This window comes from Luteimonas fraxinea (assembly GCF_021233355.1).
GTDB lineage: Bacteria > Pseudomonadota > Gammaproteobacteria > Xanthomonadales > Xanthomonadaceae > Luteimonas > Luteimonas fraxinea.
This window is the reverse complement of the sequence record NZ_CP089507.1, coordinates 3,697,767-3,712,015: the sequence shown is the minus strand read 5'-3', so window position 1 is coordinate 3,712,015 and position 14,249 is coordinate 3,697,767. Positions and strand designations below refer to the sequence as shown.

Annotated in this window: 17 protein-coding genes; 10 read left to right on the top strand and 7 right to left on the bottom strand. The window is 67.5% G+C overall.

Annotation, left to right across the window (positions count from 1 at the left end; all coding sequences use genetic code 11):
- Nucleotides 1-84 precede the first annotated feature (84 nt).
- Nucleotides 85-237: a hypothetical protein gene (locus LU699_RS16890; protein WP_232135634.1), complete on the top strand. Its 153-nt coding sequence runs from the start codon at nucleotides 85-87 to the stop codon at nucleotides 235-237.
- A gap of 153 nt (nucleotides 238-390) precedes the next feature.
- Nucleotides 391-984: a tRNA (pseudouridine(54)-N(1))-methyltransferase TrmY gene (trmY, locus tag LU699_RS16885; RefSeq protein WP_232135636.1), complete on the top strand. Its 594-nt coding sequence runs from the start codon at nucleotides 391-393 to the stop codon at nucleotides 982-984.
- A gap of 267 nt (nucleotides 985-1,251) precedes the next feature.
- Here the strand turns inward: trmY and LU699_RS16880 are convergent, their stop codons facing one another.
- Together LU699_RS16880 and LU699_RS16875 are read right to left on the bottom strand one after the other, a co-directional pair.
- On the bottom strand, nucleotides 1,252-1,722 hold the full coding sequence (locus LU699_RS16880; protein ID WP_232135638.1) for a YehS family protein: 471 nt from the start codon (nucleotides 1,720-1,722) through the stop codon (nucleotides 1,252-1,254).
- Between the two features lie 151 nt (nucleotides 1,723-1,873).
- Nucleotides 1,874-2,362 (bottom strand): hypothetical protein, encoded by a 489-nt coding sequence (locus LU699_RS16875; RefSeq protein WP_232135640.1) that lies wholly within the window; start codon nucleotides 2,360-2,362, stop codon nucleotides 1,874-1,876.
- A 167-nt stretch (nucleotides 2,363-2,529) separates the two neighbouring features.
- On the opposite strand from LU699_RS16875, the gene LU699_RS16870 reads away from it, so the two are divergent.
- Both LU699_RS16870 and LU699_RS16865 read left to right on the top strand, forming a co-directional pair.
- Nucleotides 2,530-3,252 carry an rRNA pseudouridine synthase gene (locus tag LU699_RS16870; RefSeq protein WP_232135642.1) on the top strand — a complete coding sequence of 241 codons (723 nt, stop codon included), beginning with the start codon at nucleotides 2,530-2,532 and terminating at the stop codon, nucleotides 3,250-3,252.
- Nucleotides 3,253-3,464: 212 nt separating this feature from the next.
- Complete coding sequence (locus LU699_RS16865; protein ID WP_232135644.1) at nucleotides 3,465-3,806, top strand: nuclear transport factor 2 family protein; 342 nt, start codon at nucleotides 3,465-3,467, stop codon at nucleotides 3,804-3,806.
- 106 nt (nucleotides 3,807-3,912) lie between these two features.
- On the opposite strand, the gene LU699_RS16860 is transcribed toward LU699_RS16865, so the two are convergent.
- From LU699_RS16860 to LU699_RS16850, 3 genes are all read right to left on the bottom strand, one after another.
- Entirely contained in the window at nucleotides 3,913-4,188 is a 276-nt protein-coding gene (locus LU699_RS16860) for a hypothetical protein (RefSeq protein ID WP_232135646.1), read from the bottom strand.
- Between the two features lie 158 nt (nucleotides 4,189-4,346).
- Entirely contained in the window at nucleotides 4,347-4,940 is a 594-nt protein-coding gene (locus LU699_RS16855) for a hypothetical protein (RefSeq protein WP_232135649.1), read from the bottom strand.
- Nucleotides 4,941-5,036: 96 nt separating this feature from the next.
- On the bottom strand, nucleotides 5,037-5,615 hold the full coding sequence (locus LU699_RS16850; protein WP_232135651.1) for a lipocalin family protein: 579 nt from the start codon (nucleotides 5,613-5,615) through the stop codon (nucleotides 5,037-5,039).
- A gap of 339 nt (nucleotides 5,616-5,954) precedes the next feature.
- Between LU699_RS16850 and LU699_RS16845 the strand changes: the two genes are divergently transcribed.
- The 5 genes from LU699_RS16845 (at nucleotide 5,955) to LU699_RS16825 (ending at nucleotide 11,056) form a co-directional block, all read left to right on the top strand.
- Nucleotides 5,955-8,120, top strand: coding sequence for a TonB-dependent siderophore receptor (locus LU699_RS16845; RefSeq protein ID WP_232135653.1), 2,166 nt, complete (start codon nucleotides 5,955-5,957; stop codon nucleotides 8,118-8,120).
- A gap of 50 nt (nucleotides 8,121-8,170) precedes the next feature.
- The gene (locus LU699_RS16840) at nucleotides 8,171-8,482 is read left to right on the top strand and encodes an iron uptake protein (protein WP_232135655.1); all 312 of its coding nucleotides are present in this window, start codon (nucleotides 8,171-8,173) and stop codon (nucleotides 8,480-8,482) included.
- Complete coding sequence (locus tag LU699_RS16835; RefSeq protein ID WP_232135656.1) at nucleotides 8,482-10,170, top strand: PepSY-associated TM helix domain-containing protein; 1,689 nt, start codon at nucleotides 8,482-8,484, stop codon at nucleotides 10,168-10,170. Before LU699_RS16840 ends, LU699_RS16835 begins: the two co-directional genes overlap by 1 nt.
- Nucleotides 10,163-10,510: a DUF3325 domain-containing protein gene (locus LU699_RS16830; RefSeq protein ID WP_232135658.1), complete on the top strand. Its 348-nt coding sequence runs from the start codon at nucleotides 10,163-10,165 to the stop codon at nucleotides 10,508-10,510. Before LU699_RS16835 ends, LU699_RS16830 begins: the two co-directional genes overlap by 8 nt.
- A 66-nt stretch (nucleotides 10,511-10,576) precedes the next feature.
- The gene (locus LU699_RS16825; RefSeq protein WP_232135660.1) at nucleotides 10,577-11,056 is read left to right on the top strand and encodes a VOC family protein; all 480 of its coding nucleotides are present in this window, start codon (nucleotides 10,577-10,579) and stop codon (nucleotides 11,054-11,056) included.
- A gap of 63 nt (nucleotides 11,057-11,119) precedes the next feature.
- On the opposite strand, the gene LU699_RS16820 is transcribed toward LU699_RS16825, so the two are convergent.
- Nucleotides 11,120-13,234, bottom strand: coding sequence for a prolyl oligopeptidase family serine peptidase (locus tag LU699_RS16820; protein WP_232580302.1), 2,115 nt, complete (start codon nucleotides 13,232-13,234; stop codon nucleotides 11,120-11,122).
- Nucleotides 13,231-13,371 carry a hypothetical protein gene (locus LU699_RS16815; RefSeq protein ID WP_232135662.1) on the bottom strand — a complete coding sequence of 47 codons (141 nt, stop codon included), beginning with the start codon at nucleotides 13,369-13,371 and terminating at the stop codon, nucleotides 13,231-13,233. Before LU699_RS16815 ends, LU699_RS16820 begins: the two co-directional genes overlap by 4 nt.
- 79 nt (nucleotides 13,372-13,450) lie before the next feature.
- Between LU699_RS16815 and LU699_RS16810 the strand changes: the two genes are divergently transcribed.
- Complete coding sequence (locus tag LU699_RS16810) at nucleotides 13,451-14,215, top strand: hypothetical protein (protein WP_232135663.1); 765 nt, start codon at nucleotides 13,451-13,453, stop codon at nucleotides 14,213-14,215.
- The last annotated feature ends 34 nt before the right edge of the window (nucleotides 14,216-14,249 follow it).

Below are 14,249 nucleotides of genomic sequence, written 5' to 3'. Positions count from 1 at the left end.
GGCCGTTCCCTATCCTGAATGGAGAAACTGGATGCGACCGCCTCCCGGATGAGACACTAGGCCGCTCAATCCAAGGGAGTTTCCGTGGCCAAGCCCAACTATTCGTTCGAAAAGCGTCAGCGCGAACTCGCCAAGAAGAAGAAGCAGGACGAGAAGGACGCGAAGAAGCGTGCCGAACGCGACGCTGCCAAGGGCACCGCAGAGCCGGAACCCGAGTCCGGTTCCGAGTCGGCCTGATCGCAGCGCCGGGCGGCACGCGCCGCCCGGTACGGCCTGCAGGCCGATACAACCGCGTTTGAGCGGCGGCGCACTCGCCCGCGCGCAGGTTTCCATCGACAATGCGCGGCGAATCGCCGGGACCGCACCGGCCGACGGACCGTTTCGACACGCATGCGAACTTTCGTACTCCGGGCACGCGCCGCGCCCACCGACAGCCAGGCATTGCTGGCCGCCGTCGGCCAGGACGCGCACACCGAGATCCTCGCGCACACGCTGATGAACGCCATGTTCGTCGCGCAGTCGCACAGGCCCGATGTCACGGTCTATCTGGTGCTGGAAAGCACCCGGGACTTCTCGCGCACGATCCGTTTTGAAGTCAACGCCATGCACGACATCGGCGGCTTCGACGAGCGCGCGTTGCTGGGCAAGATCGCCAACGCGCTGGATGCCTCGCGCGGCATGGGAAAGGACGAGACGCGCCCGGTGGAATCGGGTGTCGAAGTCCGCACCACGAGCTTCGAACGGCTGGTGCAGAAGCTTTCCGAAGACCATCAGCTGTTCCTGATGGACCGCAAGGGCACACCGATCCGTGAGCAGGCGTTCGCGGATAATCCGTGCTTCCTGCTGACCGACCACATCCCGATGCCGAAAAAGACGATTCCCGGCCTCGAACGCATGGGCGCGCAGAAGATTACGCTCGGCCCGAAGATGCTGTTCGCCTCGCAGTGCGTGGTGCTGATCCATTACGAGCTGGATCAGGGCTGAGGCAGGATTCGTCTTGTCCCGCTCTCCGGGCCACAGCGGGTGCCTGAGAGTGAATGAGAGTGCCTATTGGGCCGTTTCAGCAGAGCCCCGCCCTCACCCGACGCGTAAAACGCGTCGACCCCGGATCGAGTCCGGGGCAGGCTCTCTCCCGAAGGGAGAGGTGCTTGCTTCCTGCATAAAGAGAAACGTGCTCGTTTTCTCCAGATTGGCGGCATGACACGAGTCGGGTCTCACGAGACACGTGGTTCCGGGTCAGAGACCGCCGAATCAGCCGCCGCGCACCCGCATCGTCAGGCCCTTGAGGAAATTGCGCAGCAGCTGGTCGCCGCAGGGGCGGAAGTTGCGGTGTCCGGCCTGGCGGAACAGCGCCGACATCTCCGGCTTCGAAATCGGGAAGCCCGCGTCGGCGAAGATCTGGTGCATGTCGACGTCGGTCAGCTCGAATGCGACCCGCAGCTTCTTCAGCACGACGTTGTTGCTGATGCGCGATTCGACCGGCCGCGCGGCCTGGCGCTCGTCGCGGCCACGGCGGTGCACGATCAGGCCGTCGAGCACGTGCGCGAGCACGCTGTCGCTGCAGGCCACGTAGCCGGGTTCGTCTTCCTTCAACAGCAACGGACGCACGTCGTCCTTGTCGAGGGCGAAGTCGGGATCCACCAGCTTGGCGAGATCGACGACCTTCTGGTCGCTCAGGTCGAGCATGTAACGGATGCTGCGCAGGACATCGTTGGTGATCATCGATCCAACAGGGCGGTTCGGAAGAGGCGCAATTCTACCGCTGTCGGTCGGCGCGCCCCCGAACGCGGTGCACGCGCGCTCGCAATCGTCCGCACAGACGTTCAGGACGCAGCGGCTGCCGTACGTGCAGCAGCCGTTGTAACGCGGTCATTCAACGCACGCGATCGAACCGGAACGTGCGCATCACCGCCTTGCCATCGGCGCCGAAATGCACCGCCGTCTCGATCAGCTGGTCGCCATCCGGCGTGACCGCATAGATCCGCGTCGAGGCCGGCACACCCTGCTTCGCCAGTGCCATCGTCAGCACGTCGCCGGTGGGGCGCTTGACCGCGATCGCATCGGCTTCCAGCGTGTCGCCCTCGATCGGCACCGTGCTGCCATCGAGCGGCACGGTCGCCGTGGAGATACGCGCTGCGCCTTCGGCCGGCACGATCTCGACCCGTATCGTCAACGCGCCCGCCGCAGCCTCGTCGAGCGCCACCGTCACCCGCTGCGGCCGCGCCTCGGGCGGCATCGGCAACTGCGTCACGTCCACCGACCACAGGCCGAGCAGTCGCGCACCGTCGTCTGCCTGCGCCCATCCCGGCATTGCCAGCGCGATCACCGCCGCCATCCACACACCCGCCATCGTCTGTCGCATCGCCTGGCACTCCGGTCCGCAAAGGTTCGGGAATGACGCGGACCACATGGCCCGTCCGTCTTCGCCGCATCATCCACGCAATCGGCACGCTTGAGGCGCTGCGTCCGAAGAACGCGCCGACCGGCGACGCTCGCTACACTGCCCGCCCCGATTCCCGGCGCTACACGATGTCCGCCCCCGTCCGACTGGCCAAACGCGTCTCCGAACTCGCCCGCTGCTCGCGCAGCGAAGCCGAGCAGTACATCGAGGGCGGCTGGGTGTCGGTCGACGGTCGCGTCGTGGACATGCCGCAGCACATGGTGACCGACGAGGCCGTCGAACTCGACGCGGCCGCGCGGCTCGCCGTCGCCGAGCCGGCAACGATCCTGTTCCACAAGCCGGCAGGTCTGGATGCGTTCGCCACGTCCGATGCCGCTTTGGCCTACGTCGACGCGAGCACGCGCTGGAGCGAAGACCCGACCGAGGTGCGCCTGCTGCAGCGGCACTTCCATCGGCTGACACCGCTCGCGCCGTTGGAAGCCGAAGCCAGTGGCTTGATGGTGCTGAGCCAGGATGGTCGCGTGTGGCGGCGCCTGACCGAGGACCTCGATGGCATCGAGCAGGAGTTCGTCGTCGAGGTGACCGGCGAGATGCCGTTCTACGGCATGCAGCGGCTCAAGCACGGCCTGCAGTACGACGGCCACACGCTGCCGCCATGCAAGGTCAGCTGGCAGAACGAAGTGCGCCTGCGTTTCGCGATCAAGGGCGTGCGGCCGGGTCAGCTGCGTGACATGTGCGCGCAGGTCGGGCTGGGCGTGGTGTGGATCCGGCGCCTGCGCATCGGGCGCGTGTCGCTGGCGAAGATGCCGGTCGGCGCGTGGCGTTACCTGCCGGTCGAAGACCGCTTCTGAGCACAACGCGTTGCCGTGCGGTTGGCGGCCAGACCCGCACCGAAATCGGGTTTTCTGGTCGCCTGGCGCGGCACGACGTCCGCTTCCGGATGCGACCGCACGCACGCTTGCGACATGCGCCTGAATGCAGGCGCAGTCCGGCCCGCGACGCTTCACCCGCGCGCCCCCGGCTGCCGGTATCGTCACTCCTCCACGTCGATAGAAGCGCCGCCATGTCCAACCAGCACAAGAGTTCTCTGCGGCAGGCCAACGCGGCCATCGCGCGCGGCGACATCGACGGATTTCTGGCGTACTGCACCGACGACATCCAGTGGACGACCGTTGGCGAATCGACGCTCGACGGCAAGGATGCTGTGCGCGAGTGGATGACGGACGCCTATGTCGAGCCGCCGGTGTTCACCGTCGACCACCTCATCGCCGAAGAAGACTTCGTGATCGCGCTGGGCAGCATCACCGTCAAGGCGGCAGACGGCACCGAGACGCGCTATGCCTACTCGGATGCGTGGCGGTTCCACGACGGCAAGATGGCGGAACTGCGAGCCTTCGTGATCTGACGGCCCGGGATGTCCGCGACGCGTTCGCGGATGCAATCGATGTACAGAACGCCGCCGGTGATGGAGAGATCACCGGCGGCGTTTTCACGTGCGTCGAAATCTAAAGTCAGTCGTCGACCGTGCAGCCCAGCGACACGCGTGCATGCGGATAGCCGGTGTCCGGATCGACCCACACCTCCAGCACCGTGATGTCCTGGTCGGAGCGGCCCCAGCTGCGGTAGCACTGGTCGTCCGCGTCGCGCCAGGCGTTGTCGATCGCCTCTTCGCTGCTGCGGCCGTAGGACTCGCCGATCACATCGAAATGATGGCGCGCTGCGAATGCGGTCGTGCTGGCAGCCACTGTGGTCAACAACAACACGCCGGACAAGGCCCACTTCTTCATCGGAAACTCCACGCGTCTGGAAGGAACCCCGACCTTTCCACTGCGATGCGACCGTGGTGTTAAGCATCGGTAAGACGTGCGCGTTCAATCGCGGTGCGATGTCCGTTCCGTGACCGGGATTGCTTTGTGACCTGCCGGTGTCACCGTCGCATTGCGACTCAGCCTGCTGCAGGCACCTTCGTCGGCGTCTTTCGCCGCGCTGCCGGCTTCTTCGGCGTGGGCGTGTCGTTCGCGTCGGCTTCCACGTCGCCGTCCTCATCCTTCGCCGCCGCCATGGCCTCGGGTTCGAGTTCCTCGACGCTGCGGTTGAGTCGCAGGAACACGCCCCAACCGACCAGCAGCAGGGCCGCGGTCGCGCCGATCGCCGCGGCATAAGGCAACTGTTCCGGCGCTTCGTGCAGCAATCGGAACACCGCGACCAGAGTTTCGATCGACAGCGCCACCACCAGCACCACCATGAAGCGCGACAGGAACCGGCGCACGCGCGTCGGCCCGCTGATCTTGACCTCTCGCCGCACCTCTTCCTCGAACACCGTCTGCGCCAGTTCGAACGCAACCAGCGCGATGGTCACGATGCCGATCGCGTCGAGCACCGAGTCGAACCGTCCGCGCAGATCCAGTGATTCCGAGGGCACCAGCGCCTGCCACATCTCGATCGCCGCCAGCCCGATCAGCGCGGCACCGGCGAACAGGAACAGGGCGATTACGGCGAGATAGCCGGCGGCGAAAAGGCGTTCGATGAGGCGCGTCATGGGCGGCGACTCTCGCTGTTCGAGACCCGGGGCCGCGTGAAGATCATCCGCGACGTTCCGGACGATGTCGGCGCACCGCCGAGGTGGCGATGCCGGTCAACCGGAAGGCGTCGCATCCTGCGAGCGCTGCGGTGTGTCGACGAGCTTGTCGACCGGGTAATCCATCGCGCGCGCCTGGTCGATGAGCCGGCTGCGGATCTCCGGGTCGAGCTGCGGCTCGCGCGACAGGATCCACAGGTAGTCCTTGCCGGGCGAACCCACCATCGCCCAGCGGTACTCCGCTTCGTCGAGCGCGATCACCCAGTAATCGCCCCAGACCATCGGCAGCCACGACAGCCATTGCGGCGCGAACCGCACTTCCAGTGTCGAGGTCTTCCCGTCGACCACGCGCGCGATGCCGCGTGCCTCGTTGAAGCTGCCGTCCTTCGTGCGGCAGCGGTTCAACACACCGACCGTGCCATCCGGATTGACGCTGTACTGGGCGGTGGTGTCGGCGATGCATTTGCGCTGGAAGAACATCGGCAGATGCGCCTGCTCGTACCAGGTGCCGGCATAGCGTTCGAGATCGACGGCGGCGACCGGTTCGTTCGGCACGGGCGGCTGGCGCGCCGCGTTGGCAGTGGCGGGCGTGGACAGACCCGCGGCAATCAGCAGGGGAACAATCGGCAGACGCATGGGCCGCTCCGGGTGCAAAACGCGATTCTCCGGCGTCGTGGCGTGCGGGCGACGTGAGACGGCCCGATGCGGCGCGGCATTGCCTGAACAGCGCACGTGTACATCCGCAACTGTTTCGAAATGACATCCATTCGCATCTAATGCTCGCGCAGTTTCAGTCACGCCCGCGGAATGGGCGCGGTTCCGGACTCCAGGCGCGCCACGGCGCTGCCGCCGACGTCCGCATCCGACAACTCCGGTCGGACTTCGCCGGACTGCCCGTCCGGACCGTGTGCCGCGCCCCTGTCAGGGGCTGCCGGGTCCGTCTTGATTCATACGTTTTCGAAGGTCCAGATTTCCATGCTCCGTTCGCATGTCGTCGTATCGCGCTCCCTGTCTGTCCGCAAAACCTCCCCGCTCGCCATCGGCGTCGCGCTCGCGCTGTGCACCACCGCCGCGTTCGCCGAGCCGCAGAGCGCCGCGAATGCCTCCGATGCGAGCGCGACCGATCTCGACGCGATTCTCGTCGTCGCCCAGCGCGCGGGTCGCGTCAGCAACGGCGCGACCAACCTCGATCTCGACATCAAGGACACGCCGCAGTCGATCAGCGTCGTCAGCAGCGAGCAGATGCAGAAGTTCGGCGCCGACAGCCTCAACGAGGCGTTGCGTCTGGCGACCGGCATCCAGGTCGAGGAATGGGAAACCAACCGCAGCAACTACACCGCGCGCGGTTTTGACATCGCCAACACCCAGATCGACGGCGTCGGCCTGCCCAACGGCTGGGGCATCGTCACCGGCGCGATGGACACCTTCGGCTACGAGAAGCTGGAGGTGATCCGCGGTGCCAACGGTCTGCTGACCGGCGTGGGCAACGCCGCCGGCACGATCAACTACGTGCGCAAGCGCCCGACCAACCAGGCCGAAGGCTCGGCCGGTATCAGCTACGGGTCCTGGGGCACGACGCGCGGTGAGGTGGACTACTCCACGCCGTTCACCGAAGACGGGACCTGGGCCGGACGCATCGTCGCCGCGCACGAGGAAGGCGATTCCTGGCTGCGCGGCAAGGACGACCGCCGCGACTTCGTCTACGGCGTCGTCGACGGCCAGATCGGCGAGAACGGCACGCTGACGCTCGGCTATTCGTGGCAGGACGCGCGCACCAACGGCAACATGTGGGGCGCACTCGGCTTCATGTACAGCGACGGCACCCAGGCGCGCTGGGACCGCGGCGCCTCGACCACGCAGGACTGGACCTACTGGGACACCACCAGCCAGACCGCGTTCGCAGAGTACGTGCACCAGCTCGGCGCCGACTGGCAGCTCAAGCTGGCCTACAACCACCGCGACGTGCGCAACGACGACCGTCTGTTCTACGCGACCGATTTCAACGGCACCGGCCTCGAGCCGGGCACCAATCTGGGCCTGTACGGCTATCCGTGGGGCGGCGAGGACGAACTGAAAGCCGATCTGGTCTCGGCCACGCTCAACGGCCATTTCCAGATGTGGGGCCGTGACCAGGAAGTCATGCTCGGCGTGGGCTGGTCGAAGAGCGAGAACATCAATTCGGAATTCGCAGGTGCGCTGTGCAGCGGTGCGCCGTGCGGCTACGTGCCGATGCCCGGCTTCCCCTGGGCGGGCAACGTGGTGCCCGAACCGCTGTGGGGTGAGAGTTCGGTCTACAGCACGCTCGACGAACGCCTCAAGCGCGCTTACGGCGCCACGCGACTGTCGTTCACCGATCGTCTCAAGGCCGTCGTCGGATTCAACTACGCCGAATACCACCGCGACGGCACGAACTACGGCGTCGCGTTCGACCAGACCGAGAGCGAGACCAGCCCCTACGCCGGCCTGACCTACGATTTCAGCCCGAACGTGCTGGGTTACGTCAGCTACTCCGACATCTACCAGCCGCAGAGCCAGTCGGATGCCGACGGCCGCTATCTCGATCCGACCAAGGGCGCGAACTACGAGGTGGGCGTCAAGGCCGACTGGCTCGACAAGCGCCTGCTGACCACGCTGGCGGTGTTCCGCGCCGAGCAGAGTGGCCTGGCCACCGGCGCCGGCTACAACGATCGCGGCCAGTTCTATTACGAAGGCGTAGATGTCGAATCGAAAGGCGTGGAACTCGAAGCCACCGGCCGTCTGAGCGAACACGTGGATCTGGTCGTGGGCTACACCGCGCTCAAGCTCACCGGCGACGACGGCGACGACACCTACCGCTGGGTGCCGCGCCGCACCGCCAATCTCGTGCTCAGCGCGCGCGTGCCGAGCTACACCGCGCTGTCATTCGGCATCGGCGGGCGCTGGCAGAGCGACATTTCCAATGTCGAGAGCAACGGCTTCACCGTGCGCCAGGACAGCTACGCGGTGTTCAACGGCTTCGTCGGCTGGGACTTCCAGCCCAACGCCATGTTGCGCCTCAACGTCAACAACGTCGGCGACGAAACCTACATCAACACGCTGCGCTACAGCGGGTACTACGGCGCGCCGCGCAACTACACGCTGAGCCTGAATTACCGCTTCTGATCAGGATGTCCTGATCCGCCTGTCCCGCCTTTATCGACACCGCAGCCGCCATGTCCAACACCGCCATGTTTTCGTCCCCTGCCCCGCGCCTGCGGCTCGCCGCGCGCATCGGCGCCGCCGTGTTCGGCGGCTACGCGTTCACGTGGGGCTTCATCGCCGCCGGTGCCGCGCTGATGTTCAAGGCCGGCATGGATTTCCACGATGCCGAGTTCCTGTCGAGCGCGCTCGGCCTGCTGGTGTTCCTGACGGCATTCCTGTGGACGTTCGCCACGCGCCGGCTCGTGCTGGCGTGGGCGATGCTGGCCGGTGGTGGCGCGCTGCTGGCGGGCGTCGCCTCGCTGGTCCAGGCGAGCATCGTCTGATGGCGGCCCAGGGCATGGTGACGCAGAGCTTCCGCCAGGCGATGGCGTGGCTGCACACGTGGTTCGGGCTGGTGCTCGGCTTCGTGCTGATGGCCGCGTTCTTCTTCGGCGCGCTGTCGGTCTTCGATCGCGAGATCGACCGCTGGGCGATTCCGTCCACGCGCTTCGAGCCGCAGCCGATGCCGTCCTACGAGCAGATCCTGCGGCCGGCGTTCGAGCGCATGCAGCCCACGCAGCAGGCCATCGATGCGATGCGCCCGCGCGTCGACGGGCCGATGCCCGACCACTTCGACACCGTCGCCAACTGGAGCGCCTACACCACACACCGCGATCCGGTGCTGGCGCTGTTCGCCGGCTTCCAGGTGCCGGGCGCCAAGGATCCCGACGAAGCGATCTTCGCGCTCGGCACCATCGATCCGCGCGATGGCACCGCGCTGCCGGACGATCGTCTCAAGATCGGCAGCGGCTTCTTCTATCCGATGCATTACAGCCTGACGCTGGACTGGAAGAATCTCGGTTTCTGGATCGTCGGTTTCTCGGCGCTGGTGATGCTGGCCGCGCTGGTCAGCGGCGTGGTGATGCACCGCAAGTTCTTCCGCGAACTCTTCACCTTCCGCCCCGGCAAGGGCGGTCTGCGCAGCGTGCTGGATCTGCACAACCTCACCGGCGTGGTCGCATTGCCGTTCCACTTCTTCTTCGCGTTCACCGGTCTGGTGATCTTCTCGGCGACGTATTTCTTCCCGGTCGGCCACACCCAGCTGCACGACCTGCACGATCTGCATGCCGCGACCGAAGCAAACGAACTCGGCCTGCCGCACCAGCGCGCCGGTGTGCCCGCGGGCCTGGCGAACGTGGACGCAATGGTCGCCGAGGCGCAGCGCCGCTGGGCGGCGCGCGACATGGCCGGCGATGTGGGTTTTCTCGTGCTGCAACACGTCGGCGACGCCAACGGCTACGTCAGCGTGTACCGCGCGGGCACCGATCGCATCGCGCTGGTCGGCCAGGGCATCCACTTCAAAGCGTCCACCGGCGAACTGATCCGAGAGGATCCCGTGGCCACGCCGGTGGGCAAGGTCGCCGAATTCCTGACCGGTCTGCATCTGCAGCATTTCCGCCACTGGCTGCTGCGTTGGCTGTACGTGCTGGGCGGTCTGCTGGGCGCGGTGTGCATCGCCACCGGCTTCGTGTTCTTCGTCGAGAAGCGCAAGCGCCAGCATGCGAAACAGGGCAGCCAGGGCGCGCGCATCGTCGACGCACTGGCAGTGACGATGATCACCGGCATGGTCGCGGCCACGCTCGGCATTCTCGTCGCCAACCGCCTGCTGCCGGACGATCTGCCGGCGCGCGGCGACTGGGAGCGCTACGCGTTCTGGGGCACCTGGGTGCTGGCGCTGCTGCATGCGGGCCTGCGCAGCGCGCCGGTCGCGCGTGGTCTGGCGAACCCGGCCTGGCGCGAGCAGTGCGGTGCGATCGTCGTGCTGGCGATCGCTGCCGTCGCGCTGAACTGGATCACCACCGGCGACCATCTGTTGCGCACGCTCGGTACCGGTTACTGGCCGGTGGCGGGCCTCGATCTCGCGCTGCTGGCGACCGCGGCTGTTGCAGGCGCGACCGGCCTGCACCTGCGCCGTCGCGCGGCTGCAACCGCGGCCGTCGAGCACCCGCGCCGGGAGGCCGCCCATGCATGAGGCGTCGCACGCAGCCTGGCTGCTGACCGCGGCCCTGCTCGCCAGCATCGTCGGCATGGCATGGCTGGCACTGGCGATGCCGGCGCACGGCCAGCAGGTCTGGGGCGCGCCGGTCTCGCCTGCGCACGCGCGCGCGCTACGGGTGCTGGGCGCGGTTGCGCTCGCCGTGTCGCTGGCCCTGTGTCTGGCGAGCGATCACGCCTCGATGGCCGCACTGGTCTGGGTGATGTCCCTGGCCGGCGGCGCATTCGCGACAGCGATGGCGCTCGCCTGGCGTGCGCGCTGGCTGGCGCTGCTGGCGCCGTGGATCGGCGCCGCGGACACCGCCGCGACGCGCTGAGCCCGCGCACGCCGGCTTAACCGGTCCGGTGGCCTGCTGGATGCACCGTCCACGAGGGTCCCGGCCATGATTCCGAAGAACACGATCTGCCTGTGGTTCGACGGCACCGCGCTCGACGCGGCGACGTTCTACGCGGAGACGTTTCCCGACAGCGCGGTCCAGGCCGTGCACCACGCGCCGGGCGATTACCCCGACGGCAAGGCCGACGTCCCGATCACGGTCGAGTTCACCGTGTTCGGCATCCCCTGCCTCGGGCTCAACGGCGGCCCGCATTTCCCGCAGACCGAAGCGTTTTCGTTCCAGATCGCCACCGACGACCAGGCGGAAACCGATCGCCTGTGGAACGCGATCGTCGACAACGGCGGCGCCGAAAGCGAGTGCGGCTGGTGCAAAGATCGGTGGGGCGTGAACTGGCAGATCACCCCGCGCGTGCTCACCGAGGCCTACACGAGTCCCGATCGCGCAGCGGCGAGTCGCGCCTTCGACGCGATGATGACGATGAAGAAGATCGACGTCGCCGCGATCGAAGCTGCGGTCCGCGGCTGACCCGGCATTCCAACTCGATCGGCGCTCGCTGCGCTTTCCACGCAACGCGCGCCGATCGACGACTCAGGGCGTCGTCGCCTGCGCCCAGCCCCACGCGAACGCGTCGGCGAGTTCCGCCACCTGGCTGTCCTGCGACGAGCCGATGCCGTGGCCCTGTGTGGTGTCGACGCGCAGCAGAATCTCGCGCCGGTCGCCGAATTTCGCGCTGGCGCGCGCGGCGAACTTCGCGGCCATCCATGGCGCCACGCGACTGTCGTTCATGCCGACGGTGATCAGCGTATCGGGCAGATCGCGCGCGTCCTCGAGCATCACGTAGGCGTCCTGCGCGAGCAGCGCTTCGAATCCGGCCTGCGTGCGCGGGTCGCCCATCTCGGCGAACTGGTTCGGCCCGTTCGGAGCGGCTTCGAGGCGGCTCGCATTGAGCACGGCGACGCGCGGCATCAGGCCGGCGAACAGTTCGGGGTGTTTCATCGTGGTCGCCGGTGCCAGCAGACCGCCGGCACTGGTGCCCATGACCAGCGTGGTCGCCGGCGACGCGATGCCCATGGTCTGCGCCTGCTGTGCACACGCGGCAAGATCGTCATGTGCGTTCGGCTTGTTCGCTTCGCGTCCGGCTTCGTGCCAGGCGCGGCCGCGTTCGCCACCGCCACGCGTACCGCAGAACACGAAGGCGCCGTCGCGCTCGATCCAGGGCGACAGCAGCGGCGAACTCAGCGGCGATGTGGTCAGCACGCCGTAGCTGCCGTAGCCCTCGACGAACGTCGGCACCGGCGCATCCGCAGCGCCCGGCTTGCGCACCACGACCATCGGCACGCGCGTGCCGTCGCGACTCAAGGCTTCCGCGCGCGTCGCGACGAAGGCCTGCGTCGGCGCCCAGGTCGCAGAATCCAGACCGAGTGCTTCGATGCGTGCGCCGGTCGCGCGGAATGCGCGTGTAGTCGTGGTCCAGCCGCGCAGGCCGAACACCATTGATCCACCGTCGCCATCGGCCGCGGCATCCTGCAGTTCGCTTTCGAACGGCAACGCGATTGCCTGCGGCGCGCCTTTGCCACCGGCGAGATACAGCACCTGCGAGACGCCATCGCGCGTGCCCATCACATAGAGGCCGTCACGCGTGGCGACCAGGTCCGACAGGATCAGATCGCCTGCGGGCATCACGGTCTCGATCGCGCCGATCGCATCGGCGCCCAGCGTGCGCCGGTACAGCGCACCGTTCGATGCCTCGCGGGTGCTGACGAAGTAGTAGTCCGACTCGCCGACCAGTGCATCGGTGGAGAGCTGGTCGCTGTAGTCCGCCAGCGACCGCCACGCGGGCGTGCCCGCGCGCAGTGCGGCCAGCGAGGTCACCAGCGCACGCGCATCGGCGCGCGCACCGAGCCCGTAGCCGAACACCAGATCGCCATGGCCCGGCCCGATGATCGCCGGGAACTCTTCCGGAGCGAAGGTCGGTCCGCCTTCGAGGCGATTGCCCAGGCCGACGCGTTCTACCGGGCCCTGCGGCGTCAGCGCGACCACCATCGCCTGCGTGTCCAGCAGCGGATCGACACCGCTGTCGGGTGCATGCGTCATGCGCGTGTAGGCGACCAGATCCGGGGCGAGCCAGGACAGTTCGAAGTCGCCGAAGGTCATGCCGTCGAGACGGTAGCGCTCGCGTCCATCGGCGACATCGAGAATCGCGAAGCGCCCGAGTTCACCGCCGCCCTCGCCCACCATCACCGCCACCAGTGCGCCGTCGGGCGACGGCGCGAAACTGGCGATCGCCTGCGTCGCGCCTTCGCGGGTCGCGGTATCGAGCAGCACGCGCTCGCCAGCGTCATCGCGCACGACCAGTTTGGATACGGCCGCGCCCGGATCGCGCTGCCGGAAGAACAGGCGTCCGCCGGCGGATTTCGCCTCGTTGTAGGACACGCCCGCACGGGTCGCGGCCCGCAGCGTGGTCTCGAACGCCGCGCGCTCGGGCAGCGCATCGAGCCGCGCGCGTGTCGCCGCGCCGGCTTCGGTCATCCACGCCTGCAGCTTCGCCGCCTGCGCCGGGTCTTCCATCCAGCGATACGGATCGTCGATGTCATGCCCGAAGCGGTCTTCGACGAACGCTTCGGTCGGTGCCGGCGGCAGGGGCGCGGCGTGGGCAACAGCGGCGCCCAGCAGCAGCGGTAGGATCGAGTAGGCAACATTCACGCGTTGGACTCCTGCAGCGCCGCGATGGCGTGCTCGATTGGAGACAAACGTGGATTGCGGGCCGAGGCGGACATGGACCCGTCCGCGGCACTGACGGTTCCAGCGCCGACCGCGTGATGCGCGAGGCGCGCGTCCATGTGGCAGGTTCGGCGCGGTTTCTCCGTTATGGAGGAAGGCGTGTACCCCGCGCGCACGTCCTCACTACCGGAGCAACGCGTGTATCCACCCGATCGTCTGACCGCGTCCACCATCTCCGGCGCCGCGGCGCTGCCGCGCCACCGCACCGTGTTCTTCCCGGCGATGGCGCTGCTGCTGCTCGCCACCGTGCTCGCAGGCTTCTGGAATACGTTCTTCTTCCGCGACGCGGCCGAAGGACCGCTTGCCCTGCATCTGCACCTCCACGGTTTCGCAGTGACAGCCTGGTTCGTGCTGTTCGCGACGCAGAGCCTGCTGGTCGCCAACGGTCGCATCGCGCTGCACCGCCGGCTCGGTGTGCTGGGTGCAGTGATCGCGCTCTGCGTCGTCGTGACATCTTTGGTGACGCTCGCGCAGCTCGTGCACAGCTGGCGCGCGCAGGGTGTCGATGTCGACGCGCAACGCCCGCTGCTCAGCCTGATCATCTGGGGCGATTCCGGTGCGCTGACCGCCTACGTCGTGTTCCTCGTCCGTGGTCTGTTGCTGCGCCGGCGCGCCGACGCGCACCGGCGGCTGATGCTGCTGGCCTCGCTGGCGATCATCTCCCCCGCCCTGATCCGTCTCGCCGACCTGCCGGTATTCGGCGGTGTCGACGGCGTCCTGATCACGATCGGCGGCCTGCTGGCGCTGGCCATCGTGCTGGTGGTCTACGACCTCACGACCCTGCGCCGCATCCACCGCGAGACGCTGTGGGGCGCACCGTTCTTCCTCGTCGTGCACCTGGCGCCGGCGTTCTTGATGCCGGGCACCGCAGCGGATACATGGTTGATGGCGCTGCTCTGGTAGGCACTCCGCCGCTGGCTCGGCGCCGCGCAACGCA